This window comes from Rhodococcus sp. 66b (assembly GCF_002076325.1).
GTDB lineage: Bacteria > Actinomycetota > Actinomycetes > Mycobacteriales > Mycobacteriaceae > Rhodococcus_F > Rhodococcus_F erythropolis.
On sequence record NZ_MUZB01000024.1, the window covers coordinates 26,964 to 42,911 of the forward strand.

At 63.9% G+C, this 15,948-nt stretch carries 12 protein-coding genes; 4 read left to right on the forward strand and 8 right to left on the reverse strand.

The annotated features are described in order from the left end of the window. Nucleotides 1–117 precede the first annotated feature (117 nt). A complete protein-coding gene (locus B0E55_RS29630; RefSeq protein WP_157902098.1) occupies nucleotides 118–1,107 on the forward strand; it encodes a DUF3068 domain-containing protein in 990 nt (329 codons plus the stop codon). Nucleotides 1,108–1,147: 40 nt separating this feature from the next. Here B0E55_RS29630 and B0E55_RS29635 read toward each other — a convergent pair whose 3' ends face one another. The 8 genes from B0E55_RS29635 to B0E55_RS29670 all read right to left on the reverse strand — a co-directional run bounded on the left by B0E55_RS29635 (nucleotide 1,148) and on the right by B0E55_RS29670 (nucleotide 10,776). Continuing rightward, nucleotides 1,148–1,723: a hypothetical protein gene (locus B0E55_RS29635; RefSeq protein WP_080911018.1), complete on the reverse strand. Its 576-nt coding sequence runs from the start codon at nucleotides 1,721–1,723 to the stop codon at nucleotides 1,148–1,150. 152 nt (nucleotides 1,724–1,875) lie between these two features. Then, complete coding sequence (locus B0E55_RS32345) at nucleotides 1,876–2,463, reverse strand: hypothetical protein (RefSeq protein ID WP_080911020.1); 588 nt, start codon at nucleotides 2,461–2,463, stop codon at nucleotides 1,876–1,878. Beyond that, complete coding sequence (locus tag B0E55_RS29645) at nucleotides 2,460–4,034, reverse strand: peptidoglycan DD-metalloendopeptidase family protein (RefSeq protein ID WP_080911022.1); 1,575 nt, start codon at nucleotides 4,032–4,034, stop codon at nucleotides 2,460–2,462. Before B0E55_RS29645 ends, B0E55_RS32345 begins: the two co-directional genes overlap by 4 nt. Further along, a complete protein-coding gene (locus B0E55_RS29650) occupies nucleotides 4,031–4,864 on the reverse strand; it encodes a hypothetical protein (protein ID WP_080911024.1) in 834 nt (277 codons plus the stop codon). The genes B0E55_RS29645 and B0E55_RS29650 overlap by 4 nt, the downstream gene beginning before the upstream one ends. Next, on the reverse strand, nucleotides 4,864–6,969 hold the full coding sequence (locus B0E55_RS29655; protein ID WP_080911025.1) for a hypothetical protein: 2,106 nt from the start codon (nucleotides 6,967–6,969) through the stop codon (nucleotides 4,864–4,866). The genes B0E55_RS29650 and B0E55_RS29655 overlap by 1 nt, the downstream gene beginning before the upstream one ends. Further along, nucleotides 6,966–10,013 carry an ATP-binding protein gene (locus tag B0E55_RS29660; RefSeq protein ID WP_080911026.1) on the reverse strand — a complete coding sequence of 1,016 codons (3,048 nt, stop codon included), beginning with the start codon at nucleotides 10,011–10,013 and terminating at the stop codon, nucleotides 6,966–6,968. Before B0E55_RS29660 ends, B0E55_RS29655 begins: the two co-directional genes overlap by 4 nt. After that, nucleotides 10,010–10,408, reverse strand: a complete 399-nt coding sequence (locus B0E55_RS29665) for a hypothetical protein (RefSeq protein WP_080911028.1) — start codon at nucleotides 10,406–10,408, stop codon at nucleotides 10,010–10,012. The genes B0E55_RS29660 and B0E55_RS29665 overlap by 4 nt, the downstream gene beginning before the upstream one ends. Before the next feature lie 41 nt (nucleotides 10,409–10,449). Beyond that, the gene (locus B0E55_RS29670) at nucleotides 10,450–10,776 is read right to left on the reverse strand and encodes a hypothetical protein (protein ID WP_080911064.1); all 327 of its coding nucleotides are present in this window, start codon (nucleotides 10,774–10,776) and stop codon (nucleotides 10,450–10,452) included. Between the two features lie 1,265 nt (nucleotides 10,777–12,041). Between B0E55_RS29670 and B0E55_RS29675 the strand changes: the two genes are divergently transcribed. From B0E55_RS29675 to B0E55_RS29685, 3 genes are read left to right on the forward strand one after another with little or no spacing between them, the layout of a single operon-like run. Next, nucleotides 12,042–14,144 (forward strand): FtsK/SpoIIIE domain-containing protein, encoded by a 2,103-nt coding sequence (locus tag B0E55_RS29675; RefSeq protein WP_080911030.1) that lies wholly within the window; start codon nucleotides 12,042–12,044, stop codon nucleotides 14,142–14,144. A gap of 58 nt (nucleotides 14,145–14,202) precedes the next feature. Continuing rightward, nucleotides 14,203–14,559 carry a hypothetical protein gene (locus B0E55_RS29680; RefSeq protein WP_080911032.1) on the forward strand — a complete coding sequence of 119 codons (357 nt, stop codon included), beginning with the start codon at nucleotides 14,203–14,205 and terminating at the stop codon, nucleotides 14,557–14,559. Further along, nucleotides 14,559–15,893 carry a chromosome partitioning protein ParA gene (locus tag B0E55_RS29685; RefSeq protein WP_080911034.1) on the forward strand — a complete coding sequence of 445 codons (1,335 nt, stop codon included), beginning with the start codon at nucleotides 14,559–14,561 and terminating at the stop codon, nucleotides 15,891–15,893. Before B0E55_RS29680 ends, B0E55_RS29685 begins: the two co-directional genes overlap by 1 nt. Nucleotides 15,894–15,948 lie beyond the last annotated feature (55 nt).

Consider the following 15,948-nt stretch of genomic DNA (forward strand, 5'->3'; position numbering starts at 1 on the left):
GCTCAACTGAGCGCTCAAGACTAGCGCAGTCACGGGCTCGCGCAGTCGAGCACGAGACACGCTAGGGTCGTCCGAATGTCGCCTAACTTGCGCCCCTCACGTCGACGCGCTGCCTGCGTGGCTATTGCGGCAGCAGGTTTTCTGCTGACAATGAGTGCGTTGGCGCCAACCTATGCCAAGGGCCAACTGGTGAAGATTCCGTTGAGCATCGATGCGGCAACAGTGTCGACGGGTACTGCGGTGTTGCTGGATGCTGCGGCGTTAGCCAAGGGCAAATTGGTTGTGGACAGCAATGTTCCGATCACGGTCCAGCAGCGCGTCACTGCCGAAGATCCGTCGGGCTCCGACGCGGTGACCCTGCAGTCGGCGGTTCAGATGGTGCGTGACGATCGAGTCGGTTCGGCAGCAATTGTGAATGCAAGCATTGATCGTTCCACTGTCGACAGGATCTCGGCGATCCCGGTCGAGGAGCCGATCGGCTCGATCCAGACCGTGATGGACAAACCGGCGGAAGTCGTTGCCCATGAAGGACTTCAATTCAAATTTCCGTTCGACACACAGAAACGAACATATCCGTATTTCGACTCGACACTGCGGGATAGCTATGACGCGAACTTCATCGCGGAGGGTGAAATTGAAGGCGTTGACGTCTACAACTTCCGTCAGGAAATCGCACCTGTAGAGATTGGCACGGAGATCACATTGCCCGCCTCCAACTGGGGGAAACCAGGAACGAGCCCAGTCACCATGAAACGTTTCTACGGCATCACGCGCGAACTGTCCGTCGAGCCAATTTCCGGCGCCATAATCCAAGTGCAGCAACACTATAGGCAATATTTTGCGACATCCGCTTCAGCCCCTGAAACCATCACGATCATCGATGTAGCCCCCAAACTCGATTCCCAGACGCAGCACGAACAGATCGAACGAGCAGTCATGTACAGAGACCAAATCCGCTGGGGTACGGACTACGGCCCGGCAATCGGGGGCTCAGTCGGGCTACTGCTTCTTCTTGGTGGGATATATCTCGGATGGGCAACGACGAGACCCGGACCACAATCTCTGATAGTCCAAGATGGGAAGTCCGGCGATCTTGTCGCTCGATAGATGCCGGAACTGATCGCGCCGGACCGCACTTTCGCTGTTGCTAGTGAGAGCTGCAATCGACATGCATGGCGAGGTTAACCTTTTCGGCTGATTTGATCACCCAGTGTGGGGGTGTTCGCTCGTTGAGTTGGATTTCCACGTCACCGGGCAGGGGGACGTCCCAGGTGACGCCTCTGAGGAATTGGTTGGTTGTTCCGAATTTCTCGTTTGAAGCGATTTCGTGGTCGAGCGAACTCTGCGAAGTCGTGAATTCTTGCGCGGCGTAGTTCAGTTGAAGGTTCTCGATGGTGACGGTTTGGGATCCGTGGGTGAGGACTGCATGCCAGCCGTTGGGTTCGGTGATGTCGATGGTGAGGTTGTCGCCTTCGCCTATGCACTGTGCGTGGACCTGGTCGGCGGCAGGGAGTGTGATTTTGTCGTCGGCTTGTTGGTCGCCGACTCCGATTACCAAGTCTCCTCGCCACGAGGAGGATTCAGCTGGTGTGACGGTGCCGGCGCGACCGCTGCTTGCGCTGCTGCCGTTGTCGTTGGCGGGTGTCGAGTCCGAGCATGCGGTCAGGATCAGGGGTGCGGCAAGGATCCCGGTGACTGCGATGGCGGTGGTGGTGCGCTTCATGTGTGTTTCCCTCCAATGTGGGTTCGCGGGCCTGTTCGGACCCGTTTCTCCTGAAACCGTTTGTGCCTGTGTCTCGTTCGGCGCCCTATTGGTTACGAACCTAGTCGATCGGTACGAATCCTTTGTCGTGCAGCCAAGGTTGGGAGTGGTGGTCAGTAGCGGATGGTGTCGAGGAGCCACTGGTCACCACCCTTGGTGAGGGTCACCCAAACCGTGGTATCCGTTGCGACAGTGCTGGTTTTGTTTTCGTTGATTGCGGTTTGGTGGATGCTTGCGACTCGGTGGATGAGTGCGTCGCTGTCGGGTGGGCAGCCGGAGCATCCCAGCGTTACGTCTGCGACCACTTTGGCGTTGCCGGAGGCCCATTGGATCCATTGCGCTCCAGGGCCTCGTTCGGTGTGCCTGTCGACGAGCAGGGTCTGTGCCAGGGTGTCGGTGAACCATTCGCGGGCGCGTGCGTATCCGTCGGTGGGGCTGCGGTCCGTTGCCGGGTACCAGGTGAACGCCACGCAAAGTGCCTGGCGAGCGATGTTTTCGGCCGCCTCCGTATCTGGATCTTCGGTGATGTCGATTGTTGTCGGGTCCGGGGACGGCGGAATGGTCGGCGGCGCCGGTGCTGGTGTGGCTTGTTCGGCTGTTGCGGTTCCGGTCTCGTTGCCCCGGCAGGAGAGGAAGTACACCAGTCCCCCGACGAGGAGGACAGCGACGGCGAGCAGAACCAGCTTGCGTGCGTTGCTCACAGAACCCTCCTGGCTTTCATATCGCTCTGCAGTGGCGCTTGTTTGACGACGTCCCCGGTGGTGGGGGCGTGGATCATCTTGCCTCCGCCGATCGCGATGCCGACGTGGCCAGGAGCTGTTCCGGCCCACGAACCGAACACCAGATCCCCGGCTTGTGCTTGGTCGATCGGGATCTCGACTCCGACGTTCCACTGCTGTTCGGATGTCCTGGGCAGGGTGATCTTGTTTCCGCTGCCCTTGTAGATGGCGTAGCTGGTCAGTCCGGAGCAGTCGAATCCACCGCCGGTGGTGCCGTTGATGTTGCCACCGCCCCAGACGTACGGGGTGCCGAGGAATTGGCGGGCAGCTTCGACGACCTGGGATCCGGACGCCGAACCGGGCGAGACCATCAGTTCCCCGCTACCTCCGGGGGACGCGAACTCTGCTTCGTATGCAAGGACTTTCGCGACGTAGGGCTGTGTCTGGGTGGTGTAGTCGCCGCCGCTGGGCATTCCTCCGGCATTCTTCACCGCGCCTTCGCCCGCGTTGTAGGAAGCGATGTAGAGCGATTTCGGATCCCCTTTGACTGATCCATCGGCAATCCATCCGTCGAGCTGCGCCGCGATGGCGCAGAAGTATCGGCCCTGAGCCATGATCGCGTCCCCATCGTCCCAGATCGAGATCTTGCCGTTGCCGTCGTCGTCCTGGCCGTAAGAAGCAAATGTTCGCGGCATGAACTGCGTGACACCTTGCGCTCCGCTGCCGGAGGTCAGGCCACGGGTCAAGCCGGATTCGGCTTTCGCATCTGCCGCCAGCAGCGAGGGCTTGATCTGGGGGCAGAGCGATCCGGCTTTGCGGAACCACGGTTCCATTTCCGGAGGAACGGAACCGGCTTTGAGATCGCCGCCACCTGCCACGCCGAAGCCGCCGCAGTCGATCGACGATGACGAGGCGGCCAGCTCGATGGCAGGAGAATCACTGCCCGCTTCGCCGGCGGGGGAGGGCGCTCCGCCGAGCGTGGTCATCGGATCGACGGCGGTCCCGCCCTGCAGTCGTCCCCCGTCCCAGTATTCGAAATGCAAGTGTGCGCCGGTGGATTGGCCGTTGTTTCCGATGTTCGCGATGTGGTCGCCGGCCTTGACCTGCTGGCCTTCCGTGACGAGGACACCGTCGTCGAACATGTGGCCGTAGACGGTGCTCACAGGTTTGCCGTCGACGAGCGAGTCGAGCACGATCCAGTTCCCGAACCCGGATGCGGGCCCGGCCTTGACCGCGATGCCGTCGAGTGCCGCGTAGATCGGTGTCCCGACGGGGCCGGCGAAGTCGACGCCTTTGTGTTCGGTTCCCCAGCGAGGCCCGAACGGGGACGTGAACGTCGTCGTTCCGTCCTTGGTCGGCTGAGTGATCGGCCCCGATGCTTTCAGTTCGGTGTTGCCGGTCGCCGAGGTGGCCTTGTCGTCCCCCTCGCTCGACGAGTATCCGCCGCAACGGTTGTGGGGGATCACCGGCTGCTGGGTGCATCCGGACAGCCCCAGGATCGCAGCGGTGGCAGCGGTGACGATCAGGGCCACCGCCTCACAGCGGCGACTCACAGCGTTCCTGGGAGCGGTGTGTCGAGGTCGGGAATCGGGATGGGGCCGGGAACAGGAACAGGTGCCGGTTCGAGGTCCGCCGAGGGAACAGCGACCGAGCTGGTCGATGTCGGCGTCGTGGTCGAGGTAGCGCTCGGCGAGGTCGTCGACTTCGGAGCCGTGGTGGTTGTGGGAGCTTCCGAGGTCGGTGCGCTCGCGAGGGAAGGTGCGCCGAGCTTGTCGATCTCGCTGCGGTCCAGGGTGGGCAATGGATTCTGGACCTGCCACGTCGAACCCTTGTCGGTGCCCGACACTTTGAGCGTGATCCGCAGATTCCCCGCCTGCATCGGGACGATGACCTGCACGGCGCTCTCACCGCCGGTGCCGGCCACGATCTCACTGCGCGTCGGGCCGGTGATCGCGACCGGTACGAGCGGGCGGGCATTGACCACCGTCACGCCGGGCGCTTCGGCGGTGTGCACGCCCAGCTTGGTCTTCCATTCGCTGTTCGAGAGTGACTGATCGGCGTAGACGTGCGCGTAGGCCATCGCTGTCGCCGGTGCGCTCTCGGCTACCGAAGCGATCGACTTGCCGGCAATGGAGGATTCGGTCACTTCGGTCAACTCGTAGCTCAGATCACCCGGGGTCGCGGACGCTGCTCCTGTCGTTGATGCGGTGGAGGCTGGGATCTTCGAGGCAGTGTTCGACGGGGTCGGGGGTTGGCCGAACACCGCTCCCGCCACGAACAGCACACCGAACGCAGAGACGATCGTGATCGTCAGGTTGGTGCGCGAGTACAGCACCCACCGTCGGATCGGTGCTAGGACGGGATTGGCTGCGCTGGAGGACATCAGCTGAACCTGTCGGTCGAATCGGGCGAAGTACCTGCGGAGGTCAACGACGGCGTCCACAGTCGGGCGGTGGACCGCGGAGGCGTCGACGCGTTCGAGCGCGTCGCACCCGAACTGGGTGTCGTCGACCCTGTGGAGACATCCCGCGAGGGCGGTGTGAACACCTTCATCGGCGCGATACTCGACCGCGGGCCTCCGTCCCATGTCTCACTCACCGACGAAGAGCTGCGCGGCGAACCGGCTTCGGCTCCGACCAACTGGCGAGCGAGTGCCTGGCCTCGATTGGCGGCGGTACCTGCGGTTTGCGGCCGATCGGCGACGGGCCGCTTGAGGCCCGTAGAACTCGTCGCGGTACCGGCGAGGCTTTGGCGGCGCACATCGTTCTTGCGTGAATCCGTCAGACGCTGTCGACGATCCATCGTCTTACGCGCATCGACGCGCGACTTGTCGACCTCATGGCGACGTCGCTGATTCAACTCACGTCCTTCAGGACGCACTGGTGTCACTGAATCCTTGTCGAGGTCACCACCGCGTTTGGTCGTCTTCCGAAGCGCCCCGACACCCTCCTCGACCATCGACGCTGCGGGACCGCCCACGACGGCGCTGCCGGCCTTGAAGAACTTCTGTTTCATCGACGTCTGCGCGTGACGAGCTTTGCGATTGAGTGCGCCCGCGTGGTTCTGGGTGAAGGTCTGAGTCATCCGTTTGAACGGGCGCATGATGAACCAGCACACCGCCGTCAATATGACCGTGAACCACAGCCGCCACGTGCCGTCGACGAGACCGTTGTCGGTGTCGTACAGCTTGACCAGCGCCATCAGGTACAGCGCGATGATGACTGCGCCGGCCACGCCCCACATGTAGGCGGTGGCGATCATGCGGCACACGCGCGAGAGGGTGCCGCCGTGTGCGGCGGCGATCGGAACCCAGATCGGTGCGAAGAGAATTGCGAGTCGAATGGCCAGTAGCGCAGTGAGTTTGAGGATGGATGCGCCGATCCAGAGGATGGAGGGCATGGCGAGTTTGATCATCGCCATGCACCCTGTGCCGGTGCGTCCGGAGTCCTTGCCCTGGAACTGGCCGTACGAGAGGTTCAATCCGTCGAGTTTGTCGATGATGCCTTCTTGAAAGCCTTTCGCTTTCGTGTCTGCCAGCTCGCTCGCGGCTTCGTTGTCGCCGGCCACTTCTCGCTGCTCCGCGTACGAAAATGCCAGGGTGTTGCGGAGCTTCGGTCCAAGTTGCAGTTCCGTGTCGTTGAAATTCGCGCCGAACCATCCCTTGCGCCAGTCGTCGAGGAAGATCTTGTCGATCAGCACATTGCGGGGGTCTCCGGTGTTTCCGGACACGGACAGCATCTGACCTTGTGTGTCGGTGATGACCGAGCCGAAGGTGTCGTCGGCGACCTGGATGGCCTTTTGCGGTGCGCCGACGAACAGTGCTCCGATGGCCATTGCAGCGCCGGCGATCGCGACGGTGCGGGTCACGGCCGCGGCGTTTGATTTGAGGGCGTTCCAGATGATGATCGTGGCGACCACGATCAATGCCACACCCAGCCACGTTCCGTAGACGCCGAGCATTCCGTTGGAGATCGAGGCGACGATCTGGTCGAACTGCACCATGGCCGGGGCGATCCCTGCCTCTTCGGCGGCTGCTCCGGTCTTCGTCTGGTCGTCGAGCCAGAACGCGGCAGCTGCGAATCCCTTGCCGATTGCGAGGAATGTGTTGCCCAGGGTGGTGTCCGCGACTGCGTCGGGTGCGCGGACCAGGTCGTTGCCGCAGCCGAGGTCGTAGGTGTACCAGCGCAATCCGGCCCACCCGTAGGTTTCGTAGCCGGTGCCGCCCGGTTTCGGTTCGCGGTCTTTGCTCGAGGAATCGAACTCGGCGGCCATCACCGAGTTCGGGAACTCGGGGGAGGGGACGTCTTTGCAGTCGAATCCGCCGGCAGATGCGATTGGCCCACCCGGGGCGACGAGGGGCACCAGCACCAGCGCTAGAACGGCGAGAACCCGCGCCAGATTGACGGTCAGCGCCCGAACGCGCGATCGGTGAGGGATTGCCTCATCCAGCTCTGCCAAGGGCGCTCTGAGCCCTCTGCGGGTGATCATGCGGCGCCGCCGAGGGCGTTCTTCGCCGAGGAGGAATTCAGCGCCGCGAACACATGCGCGAGATGCACGTAGTGAATCCAGCTCGAACGCACCAGCTCCACGTCGTCGGCCATCCGGATCATCCAGCGCCGCGCTTCGTCCTGATAGGAGGTGTCGGTGTCCTCGTCGAGAGTGTCCTCACCGCCGCTGCCCAGTTCCGCGAGGAACTGCTCGAACCCTTGCCCGGCGGGAAGTTTGAGCAATTTCAGGGCACCTTCGATTGCATGCGGATCACCGCCGACGTCACCGACGAACACCTCGTAGGTCAGGGCGGTCTTGTCGTCGCTGCCGTCCAATCCGAGGAAATCATCCGGAAGCTGCGAGCAGACCAGAGCGCGGACCTTGAATTTGCGTGAGTCGCGGGCGATTCGGAGGTTGAGGGTGCGTCCGGCGCCGGTGGATTCGAGGTATTTGTTTTCGTCGAGGAAGAGCACCTTGCGCACGTGGCGAGGCTTTTCGTAGACGAGTCTGTTCGCCAGCCACGCGGCCATGTGCATCAACGGCGCCGTCATCCGTTGCTGCGGTGTCCACTGCGAGGACGGCGTGCCTTCGGGCGGTAGCTGCACGCCCGGCATTGTCAGGATCGTCAGTCGGATGTCGGCGTCGAATGCATCCGCTCCGCTCCCGATCGTGCCCTCCTCCGGGAATAGCACACGCGCCTCGGTGAGCTCCGACATCAGACTGAGCTGCTGGTACAACCCGTTCGCGCAGGTTTTGACGGCTTGGTCCGGATCGCTCACTCCGATGGATTGGATCGCGGCCAACACTTCTCGGAGGTTGTGGTTGCTGTCGCCGCCGACCATGTTCGCGGCCATGTGCAGCACGGGTTCGGTGTGCTCGAGATGCAGATGCCGTTCGGTGAGCATCATCTTGAGCACCGAGACGGCGACCTCGACGCGCTCGGCGGCGGCTGCACGCATATCCGCATCGAACTTCGACTGCGCCGCAGCGAACGGATCTGCATCCCGGGCGAACTCGACGTTGCGGGTGTCGTACTCGGGATCGTCGCGACGCGGATCGGTGATCACGCGGTACGGGTTCAAGGCGCCAGCGCGCGAATCGCGACCGGTGAGGGCGTAGACGCGGGCGATGTCGCGAAACTCCGGTAGACCGGCCAATGCAGCGAGCGGACCGGAGGGGTCGAGGACAACGCCGTACGCGCCGGCTCTGACGGCTTGGTAGACGATCATGCCGGCCAGGAACGTCTTACCCGAACCGGGTACCGCGACGATCGGTGTCAGCCCGGACTTGTGCTTGATCTCGTGCGCGGCGAACAGGTCCCAGATCACCGGGCGCGGCGAGATGGATCCGGTCTCGCCCAGGACGACACCCCGGCGGTCACCGATCCGGTCACTGACGGTCGCCATCCCGGCGGCGACTGCTTCGACATCCATGTGCCGTTTGTTGGCGATGTTGGCTTGCGGCTCACCGGGTATGAACTCGCGCAGCAACTGGTATTGGCCGTGCTCTTGTTCGAGCGCGATGTGCGGGGAGTACATCTCCTGCAGATCGGAGACTTTCTGCCGCGCCTCGTCAGGGTCGGTGCCGACCACCGCAAGGCGGTACCACCCGGTGGTTCGAGTCGAGAGCCCGGAATGGTCTTCTTCGACGTCGGAGATCACGTCCTGTGCGCGGGCGTGCTGCTCCGCCAACTCTTTCGGCGGGACCTGATCGTGTTCGACGGTGTAGTGGTCGAACTGCGATTCGATCTTGCCGGTCAGCGAGCGCATGGTGCGGATCGTTTTCGCTTTGTCGTGCAGCTCGATGCGATCGGACCATTCGAGAGGTTCACCGGACGGATCGCCGATGATCTGCCACGGCAGCATTCGTTCCGGAATCGGTAGGGGAGCCATGCGGCCGATCGTCAGCACGATCACCACGCCGGTGTACTTGCGGCCGTCGACGACGCCGGAGACGGTGGTGTACCCGTCGCCTGGGGTGAGGGAGAGGTCGGTGAGATCTTCCAGGGCGGCGACGTCGGTTTCTTCCCAGTCTCCTGCGCCGGCGATCGCACCGCCAGCTTCCAGTGGTAGACCGATGGTCGCTGATCGGCGCAGCAAGTAGTCGATCGCGGCCGGTGTGGCCGGTGTTGCTTTCACACCGCGGCCGGACATGATTCGTTCGATGGTGGCGAGGTGATCGGCAAGGGCCTTCTGCTCACGTTCGAAGGCGGCGTCGGCCCAGCTGTTCACCCCGGTGCAGACCCTGCCCAGCAGCGGCCAGTGAGCGAGGTGACGCAGCATCCGGGCGGTCCAGTCCAACCCCTGTCCGAGTGAGGAGCGTTGCGGCAGTTCGATACCCCAGTAGCGGCCTTTGATCGTCGCGTTGGACCACAACATCGCATGCTGCTGCCCGCGCAGGTAGTCCGCCCATGACAGTGCGCCGGGAACATCGGGAATCGGGGTGGCCCACGTGTCGTGATCGACTGCCCACTGTGCGACGGGGAACGGGGTGCGCACGAGGCGGCGATGCACCTTGGTGACGCCGGCCTTCTGCAGGTTGGTCAGGATGATCGCTTCGTCCTGGATGAAGCGGCGCTGCTTTCCGGTGGTGCGGAAATTCCACGGCCCCTGGCGTTGGACGAACCAGGCGGTGGAGGTGGTCGCGGTGCGGGTGATGTTCGCTGAGGTGCCGGTCAGTTTCAGGCGTACCGCTTTTCGTTCGCGGTCTGTACGTTTCTTCGCTGCGGCCTTGTCTCGATCAGTGGCCGACTTTGCCCGCTTCGTGCCTCTGCGGCGACGCTGACGGCCGAGCGCTTTGTCTGCGACGTGGTCCGGATCGGTTGCAGGGGAGGTGAGGCCGTCGGTGTCGTCCTCGCCGTGGTCGTGTTCAGAACCAGCCGGAGTGTGTGCGGGTTCGGCTTCGGACCACGCCCGGGCCGGTTGCGGAGCATGTGACTGCACTGCTGCCCACGACGGCGGGAGGGCACCGGGAGGAATGACCGGAACCGGGTCGTCGAGCTTCGGATCGAACAGAGCCGCAATGTCGTTCTCGGGAACGGTCATCGGTGATCCTCACCGTCGAGGCGAACAGGTACGACGGCACGTTCTCCTGTAGTCAACCGCTCGGGTAGCGAGATGAACACGGGTGCACCGCGCTTCGGTGGGCGCGGCGCAACGAGGTCGTTGAGGGCGGCGGTGAGAACCGACCGCAGTGGGCGGTCCGGGGTGACGAACTTCGCGATGCGGGTCGTAAGCCACACCGTGATCACGGCCATCACCATCAGAGATTTGAACCCGAGTGGGACGTGCAGAATTCCGCGACCGATCACGAACACCACCACGAAAGCAGCCACGCCGACGATGCCGGCCGTGTAGCGGATCCGCACGGGCAGTGGATAACCGGTCGGACCGAGGTAGTGCCGGTCCACGCGGTACATCAGGTCGTCGTTGTCGATCACCGAGCATCCCCTTCGAATGTTCTCTGCGCAGGCATCAGCGGTTAGGTCGAGATACCGAAGAGCCCGAGAATCCAATTGCCGATCCCCGTGGCCGCCGATTCCGATGTCGCGATACCGAGGTAGGCAAGCCCGAACAACCCGAGTCCGCCGACGGTGAAGACCCGCGACAAATTGCCCTTGAGCCCGCCGACGAGAACCACACACGCGAGGGCGATGAGGATGGTGAAGACGATGTTGTCCTTGATCCACGCGCGCAGACCACCGGTATTGACGTCCGTCGACTGCGCGAGGGTCACCGCATCTGCGGCGAGCGGTGGATGCGTCGCCGGGATCGACACGTCGATCACGGTGGAAGCAAGAGAAAACATGAGCACTCTCCAACACAGTGGTGAATCAGACCCCACGAATGTGGTTGCGCGGAAACGTAGAAGAGTGGTGGTAGGAATTTCAATGCAACCTGTGGATAACTTTTCGACCCAGCAGTTTGGCGCGTCGGCCGATCAACGTTGGCGCCTGTCGTCGTGTGGAGTGTGTTCTGGCGTCGCGTTTCATCCGTCGGGGATCTCTCGGCGATCTAGGGAACTAACTCGAATGCAGGGGGAGCGCGGCCACGGAACGGTCTTCGCTGCGGGTGTCCGCGGGAGACTTCCCAGACCTCGGCGGGAGTGTTCTTTTAGTGGAGCGGCAGAGAGCTGCGAATGGGCATGGTCGGCGTACCCGCCGCAGACCGTGGCGATCTACACGTGTCTCCCTCGCTGTGCTTCGTGGTCTTCGTCCGCCTGAAGAACCTGGCACAGAACCATTTTCGGAACGTGTCCGCCAGCTGTGCGAGTCACCCCCGCTGGAACTTGCTCAATGCACCCGCGCCGTGGCCATGATCAGAAGTTCGAGGAACCGTTCGTCGCCACTGCCTGCGTGGTGTGCATGCGCTGCATGCATAGCGTGTTCAGCACGCACACGCAGCAGGCTGCGCACCGCGTGCTCGAACAACCCCGCATCGAGGGTGTCTGCAGAGGTCGCGGGCAGAGGTGGAATTCAAGGGTGGGATTCACTCTTCCCCTTCGGGGTCACTCCCCCGGCCCTTCGGGCCTAGGGGGAGTGTACTTGTCAAAATTGCTTCGCGCCAACATATTTCAATCAACTGCTGGTCAGGGTTCTGAACGGAGTATCGCCGGGTCATTCTGGCGCTGCGCCTGCCGCGGTGTGGCCCACACCGTTCTCAGGTGTTCGCGCACTGGGTTCTGTACCTCACGACGCGAGACGTTCGAGAGCCTGAAAGGGGCCGGCAAACAGTGGCGCAAGAAGACACAAACCACCCGAGAGGAACATCGTCATAGGGCCCGTGGCGTAGGTGGTTGAACAAGTCTCCAAACGGTGTAGCAACGATGCCGTCGCGGGTACTTCGGTCGGTAATATGCAGCGCCACAACCAGAACCGGCCGCGGTTAGAGGTGGAGGGTGTCTATCGCGCCCGGTATCGCACTTCGGGGCATGTGACGCACGCTCCAGCCACGCACCCGCGAAACAAGTTATCCACAGGCGGGTTGAGATCGCTTCCCGCGCTCTGTGACAGTGCACCCCACACACCCCCGCGACGCCCGTCGTGGACTGGATTCGAGTGAGAGGAGTCGACGGTGAGCAGAAGCCAGCAGGACCCGCTCAAAGACTTTCTCGTCGACCTCTTCGGATCCGACAAACCCCACACGCGAACAAGTGGCGCGGGGGAGTCCGCCATGCGCCCCTACAGGGCGTGGGCGCCTTTCGCCGTCATCGCAACAACACTCGCGTTTCTGGCGCCACAACTCCTCGAACTCGCCGAACAATTCTCGACCCCTCAACTCGACAGCGCAGTCTCCGCCGCCCACGAGTATCGGTGGCCGCTCGTCGCCCTCACTCTCGGCTTGCTCGCCTGCGATATCGCACGGTTCCTCACCCACCGTCACCGCGCCGGACTCGACGCCCAAATCCGGCAAAGCACCCGCCACACACCGGTCAAAATCACCGTCGGATACCCACCCGGCATCACCACCCTGCGCAACGCCACCATCACCCTTGCCCGCGGCGCCATCATCCGTCCGAAAGAGCTAGACGAATTCACCACCGCAGTAAGAGCTTCCGCGAGCAGGCGCACCAGCAAGTGGACCTACACCGTCGTCCACGACGCCCACCGCGACCGGATCCGCATCACCCGCACGCTGACTCAACCCGACCTCCGATCACCGCGGCACAAGGCACTGGCGAACTCCCTCAAAGACGGACCGCTGAAAGAGCCGGCCGTGAGCGTCGCCTCGCTCGACGGCGACGTCGAAACCGCCTTCAAGATCACCTTCACACCCACCCTCTCCAGCGGAGCACGCGGATTCCAGAAGAAGGTCGATGAAGCCCTCGCCGCCCTCGCCGGCGAGCACGAGTCCGGCCGCACCTGGGCCACCGACTGGTTTCCCTCAGAGGGCTACCTCCTGATGAGCCTGCGCGCGCCACTACCCACCCGCGTCGATCACCCTCTCGGATTGGTCGACGAGAACCTGCGTCACCTGCCCTACGCGACGGCAGCATCGGAGGTGAACATGTTCTGGGACATTTCCACCAAGTCGAACAAGCCTCACTGCCTGATTGTCGGACCCACCGGCGGCGGCAAGACATCGGTGATCCGCACCCTGCTCACCGAAGCATCGCGACGAGGAATCCCGTTCCTGGGCGTTGACCCGAAAATGATCGAACTCGACGGACTCGAGGGCTACCCCGGGTGCGCCGCCATCGTCTACGACGCAGTCCGCTCCGCGATGCTCGTGCGTGCCCTACACAGCGAAATGATGGCCCGCAACCACTACGTCCACGTGAAGAAGATCGAGCCGTCCCAACTTCCGCTCCTGATCGCCGTCCTCGACGAGTTCTTCATCCTCTCCGGCAAATGGCAGCGCCTCGCCAAAACCGGCGACGACGAAACCCGCGATCTCCTCAAAGAACTCGACCCACTCGGGGCGTGGGCCGATCTCGCCGTCCTCGCACGCTCGGCCGGTATCCGGCTCCTGCTCGGTGTGCAACGACCCGACGCGTCCCTCTTCGGCGGCGCCTCGGGCAACGCGCGCGACAACTTCGGCACCCGCATCTCCCTCGGCAACCTCTCGCAGGACGGCGCGATGATGCTGTGGGGCGACTCGCAGATCGGCCGCGAGATCGACACCTCCGTTCCTGGCCGAGGAGTCGCCCTCGGGAACGACGGCGTGCCCGTCGATGCGCAGATGTGGTGGACACCGAACGTCGACCCGCACCCCAACAAGTGGAACCAGCTCTCGACCTCGGAGAAGAAGATCATCGACGGGCTACGGCCCCAGCAGGAACCGCACATCGCGTTCTACTCGACCGAACTGCGCCACTTCATCGAATCCGAACGCTCCGTCGCCGTCGCTGCCCGCGCCTACGGCCGAGCTCCCGAGCCCACCGTCCTCGGCCACCACGACGACACACCTGCCGCCGACGCAGGGGATGACTTCGCTGACGCGATACCCGCCTCCGCGGTCACCGAAGGAATGACCGTCCTCGTCGACGACGGCCGCGGCAACGAACGCCCGGCCACCGTTGCCGCGGTCACCGTCATACGCGACGAAGACAGCGGCGCCGTCACCGAAACCACCCTGACCTTCCACGGCGCCGGACGGGTCAAGAACCACATCACCTACGGACCACACGAAGTCGTCCTGCTCCCCGAACCCGACACCACCGCACCCGCGCCCTGACACCACAGCCCCGACTGCGCTGACACGCCTGCTCAACCCTCACCTGAAAGGTCTGCCCATGAGCCGCCGCATCTCCCAATCGATCACCCCCACCGCCGACGACATCACCGTGCTGCGCAACCCCTTCGCAGCCCCCAAAGGCGGCGGCGACCCCGTCATCACCGAACTACGCCGCGTCCTCAAAAACGCCATCCCCACATGGCTGCCGAAACTCAGCGAAGACCAGGAACTGACCGCTCCGCGTCTCGACGAAATCAAAAGAGCCGTCGCCACCCGCCGCCAGATCATCGAAGTACTCCCCGACGGCAAAGCCCGCGACGACGCCCTGGCCGCCCTCGACAAGGCCGTCACCATCGTCCTCGAAATGGACACCGAACTCTCCGGCGTCGGAGCCTTCACCGGAACCACCGCGTGATGTCGACCCTTGCCATCGAAATCACCTCCGAGCGAACCGCACTCGTGAGCGGGGCAGGGGACGAGAAGGTGGAACTGTCCGCCGACAACGGGCAGTCGATCCACGCGGTGATCGCACAGTTCAGTCGACAGCACTCCGCCGACGCAGGCTCACCCGTCGAGGTCACCGTGCAGGAAGCGGGCCGCTCCCGCCAACTCACCGTCGCCCCGGACGGGAAGGTGGCGCAATCGCTGCCCACCGGACCCATCCCCGCACCCGCCGACACACCAGCGACGCGGCCGGATCATCATGTGGACGAACCGGTCACGATGGCGGTGACACCCCTCGGTGACTCACCGCCAGCCGGGGGAGTAGTCACTCATGCCCGGCCAGTCCCCGCGGCGCGCACACCGACCTCGACATCCGTGCTCGCAGCACCCGAGATCGCGGCCGGCTCCCAGGAACCCGCCCGCACCGGACTACGCGGCCGACTCAACACCATCCTCAACCTCCGCATCGCCGCGAAACCCGAGTCCGCCGAAATGCGCCAACGCGCCGCCATCGCATCCATCACCGGCCCCCTCCCGGGGTTCTCGATCGTGACCATCGCCAACCCGAAAGGCGGCGTCGGCAAAACCCCACTCGCGGTTGGGCTGAACGCGATCATCGCCGAACACCGCGGCGCCGCAACCACGGTCTGCGTCGACGTCGCCGACGTCGGCGGCAGCCTCGCCGACCGCGTCAGCGCCCCACCCCGCGGCGGACACGACGTGCTCGCACTGATCGCCGCCGAGGCAGCCGAGCCCGGCAGCATCCGACCCTCGGCTCTCTCGCAGTACCTCACCCGCCAACCAAGCGGGGACGACATCGTCGCCGGCAACAACGGCGCCCACGGATCCAGTCTCGGCTACGACGACGCCCACGCCGCGGCGCAGATCTTGTCCCAGCACCGCGAGATCCTCATCGCTGACACCGGCAACAACCGCCTCGCCGGCAGCTGGCACTGGGCAACCATCCACGCGGACGTCCTCCTCGTACCCGTCCCGCTCCGACGTGACGCCGCCGCAGCCGCGCACCGCATGCTCCTCGACCTCGCCGCCATCGTAGGCCCGGCGATGATGGCTCGGACCATCGTCGTCATCACCGACGGACCGGGAGATGCACCGATGGTCGAAATCGATGCTGTCGACGCCTTTCTCGACGCCGGAGTCCATTCGGTCGCCCGGATGCCGTTCGAGCCACTCTTCGCTTCCGGCGAGCGCATCGCGCCCTCGAAGCTCCGGCGCAGCACCACCGAATCCCTGACCGTCGTTGCCGCGACGGTCATCGATCTCATCGCCCGCGCCGCTGCCTGACCCCTTATCAGCTGGCGCCGCACACCGGCGCTCCTCCTGGCATCCATCCGCACCC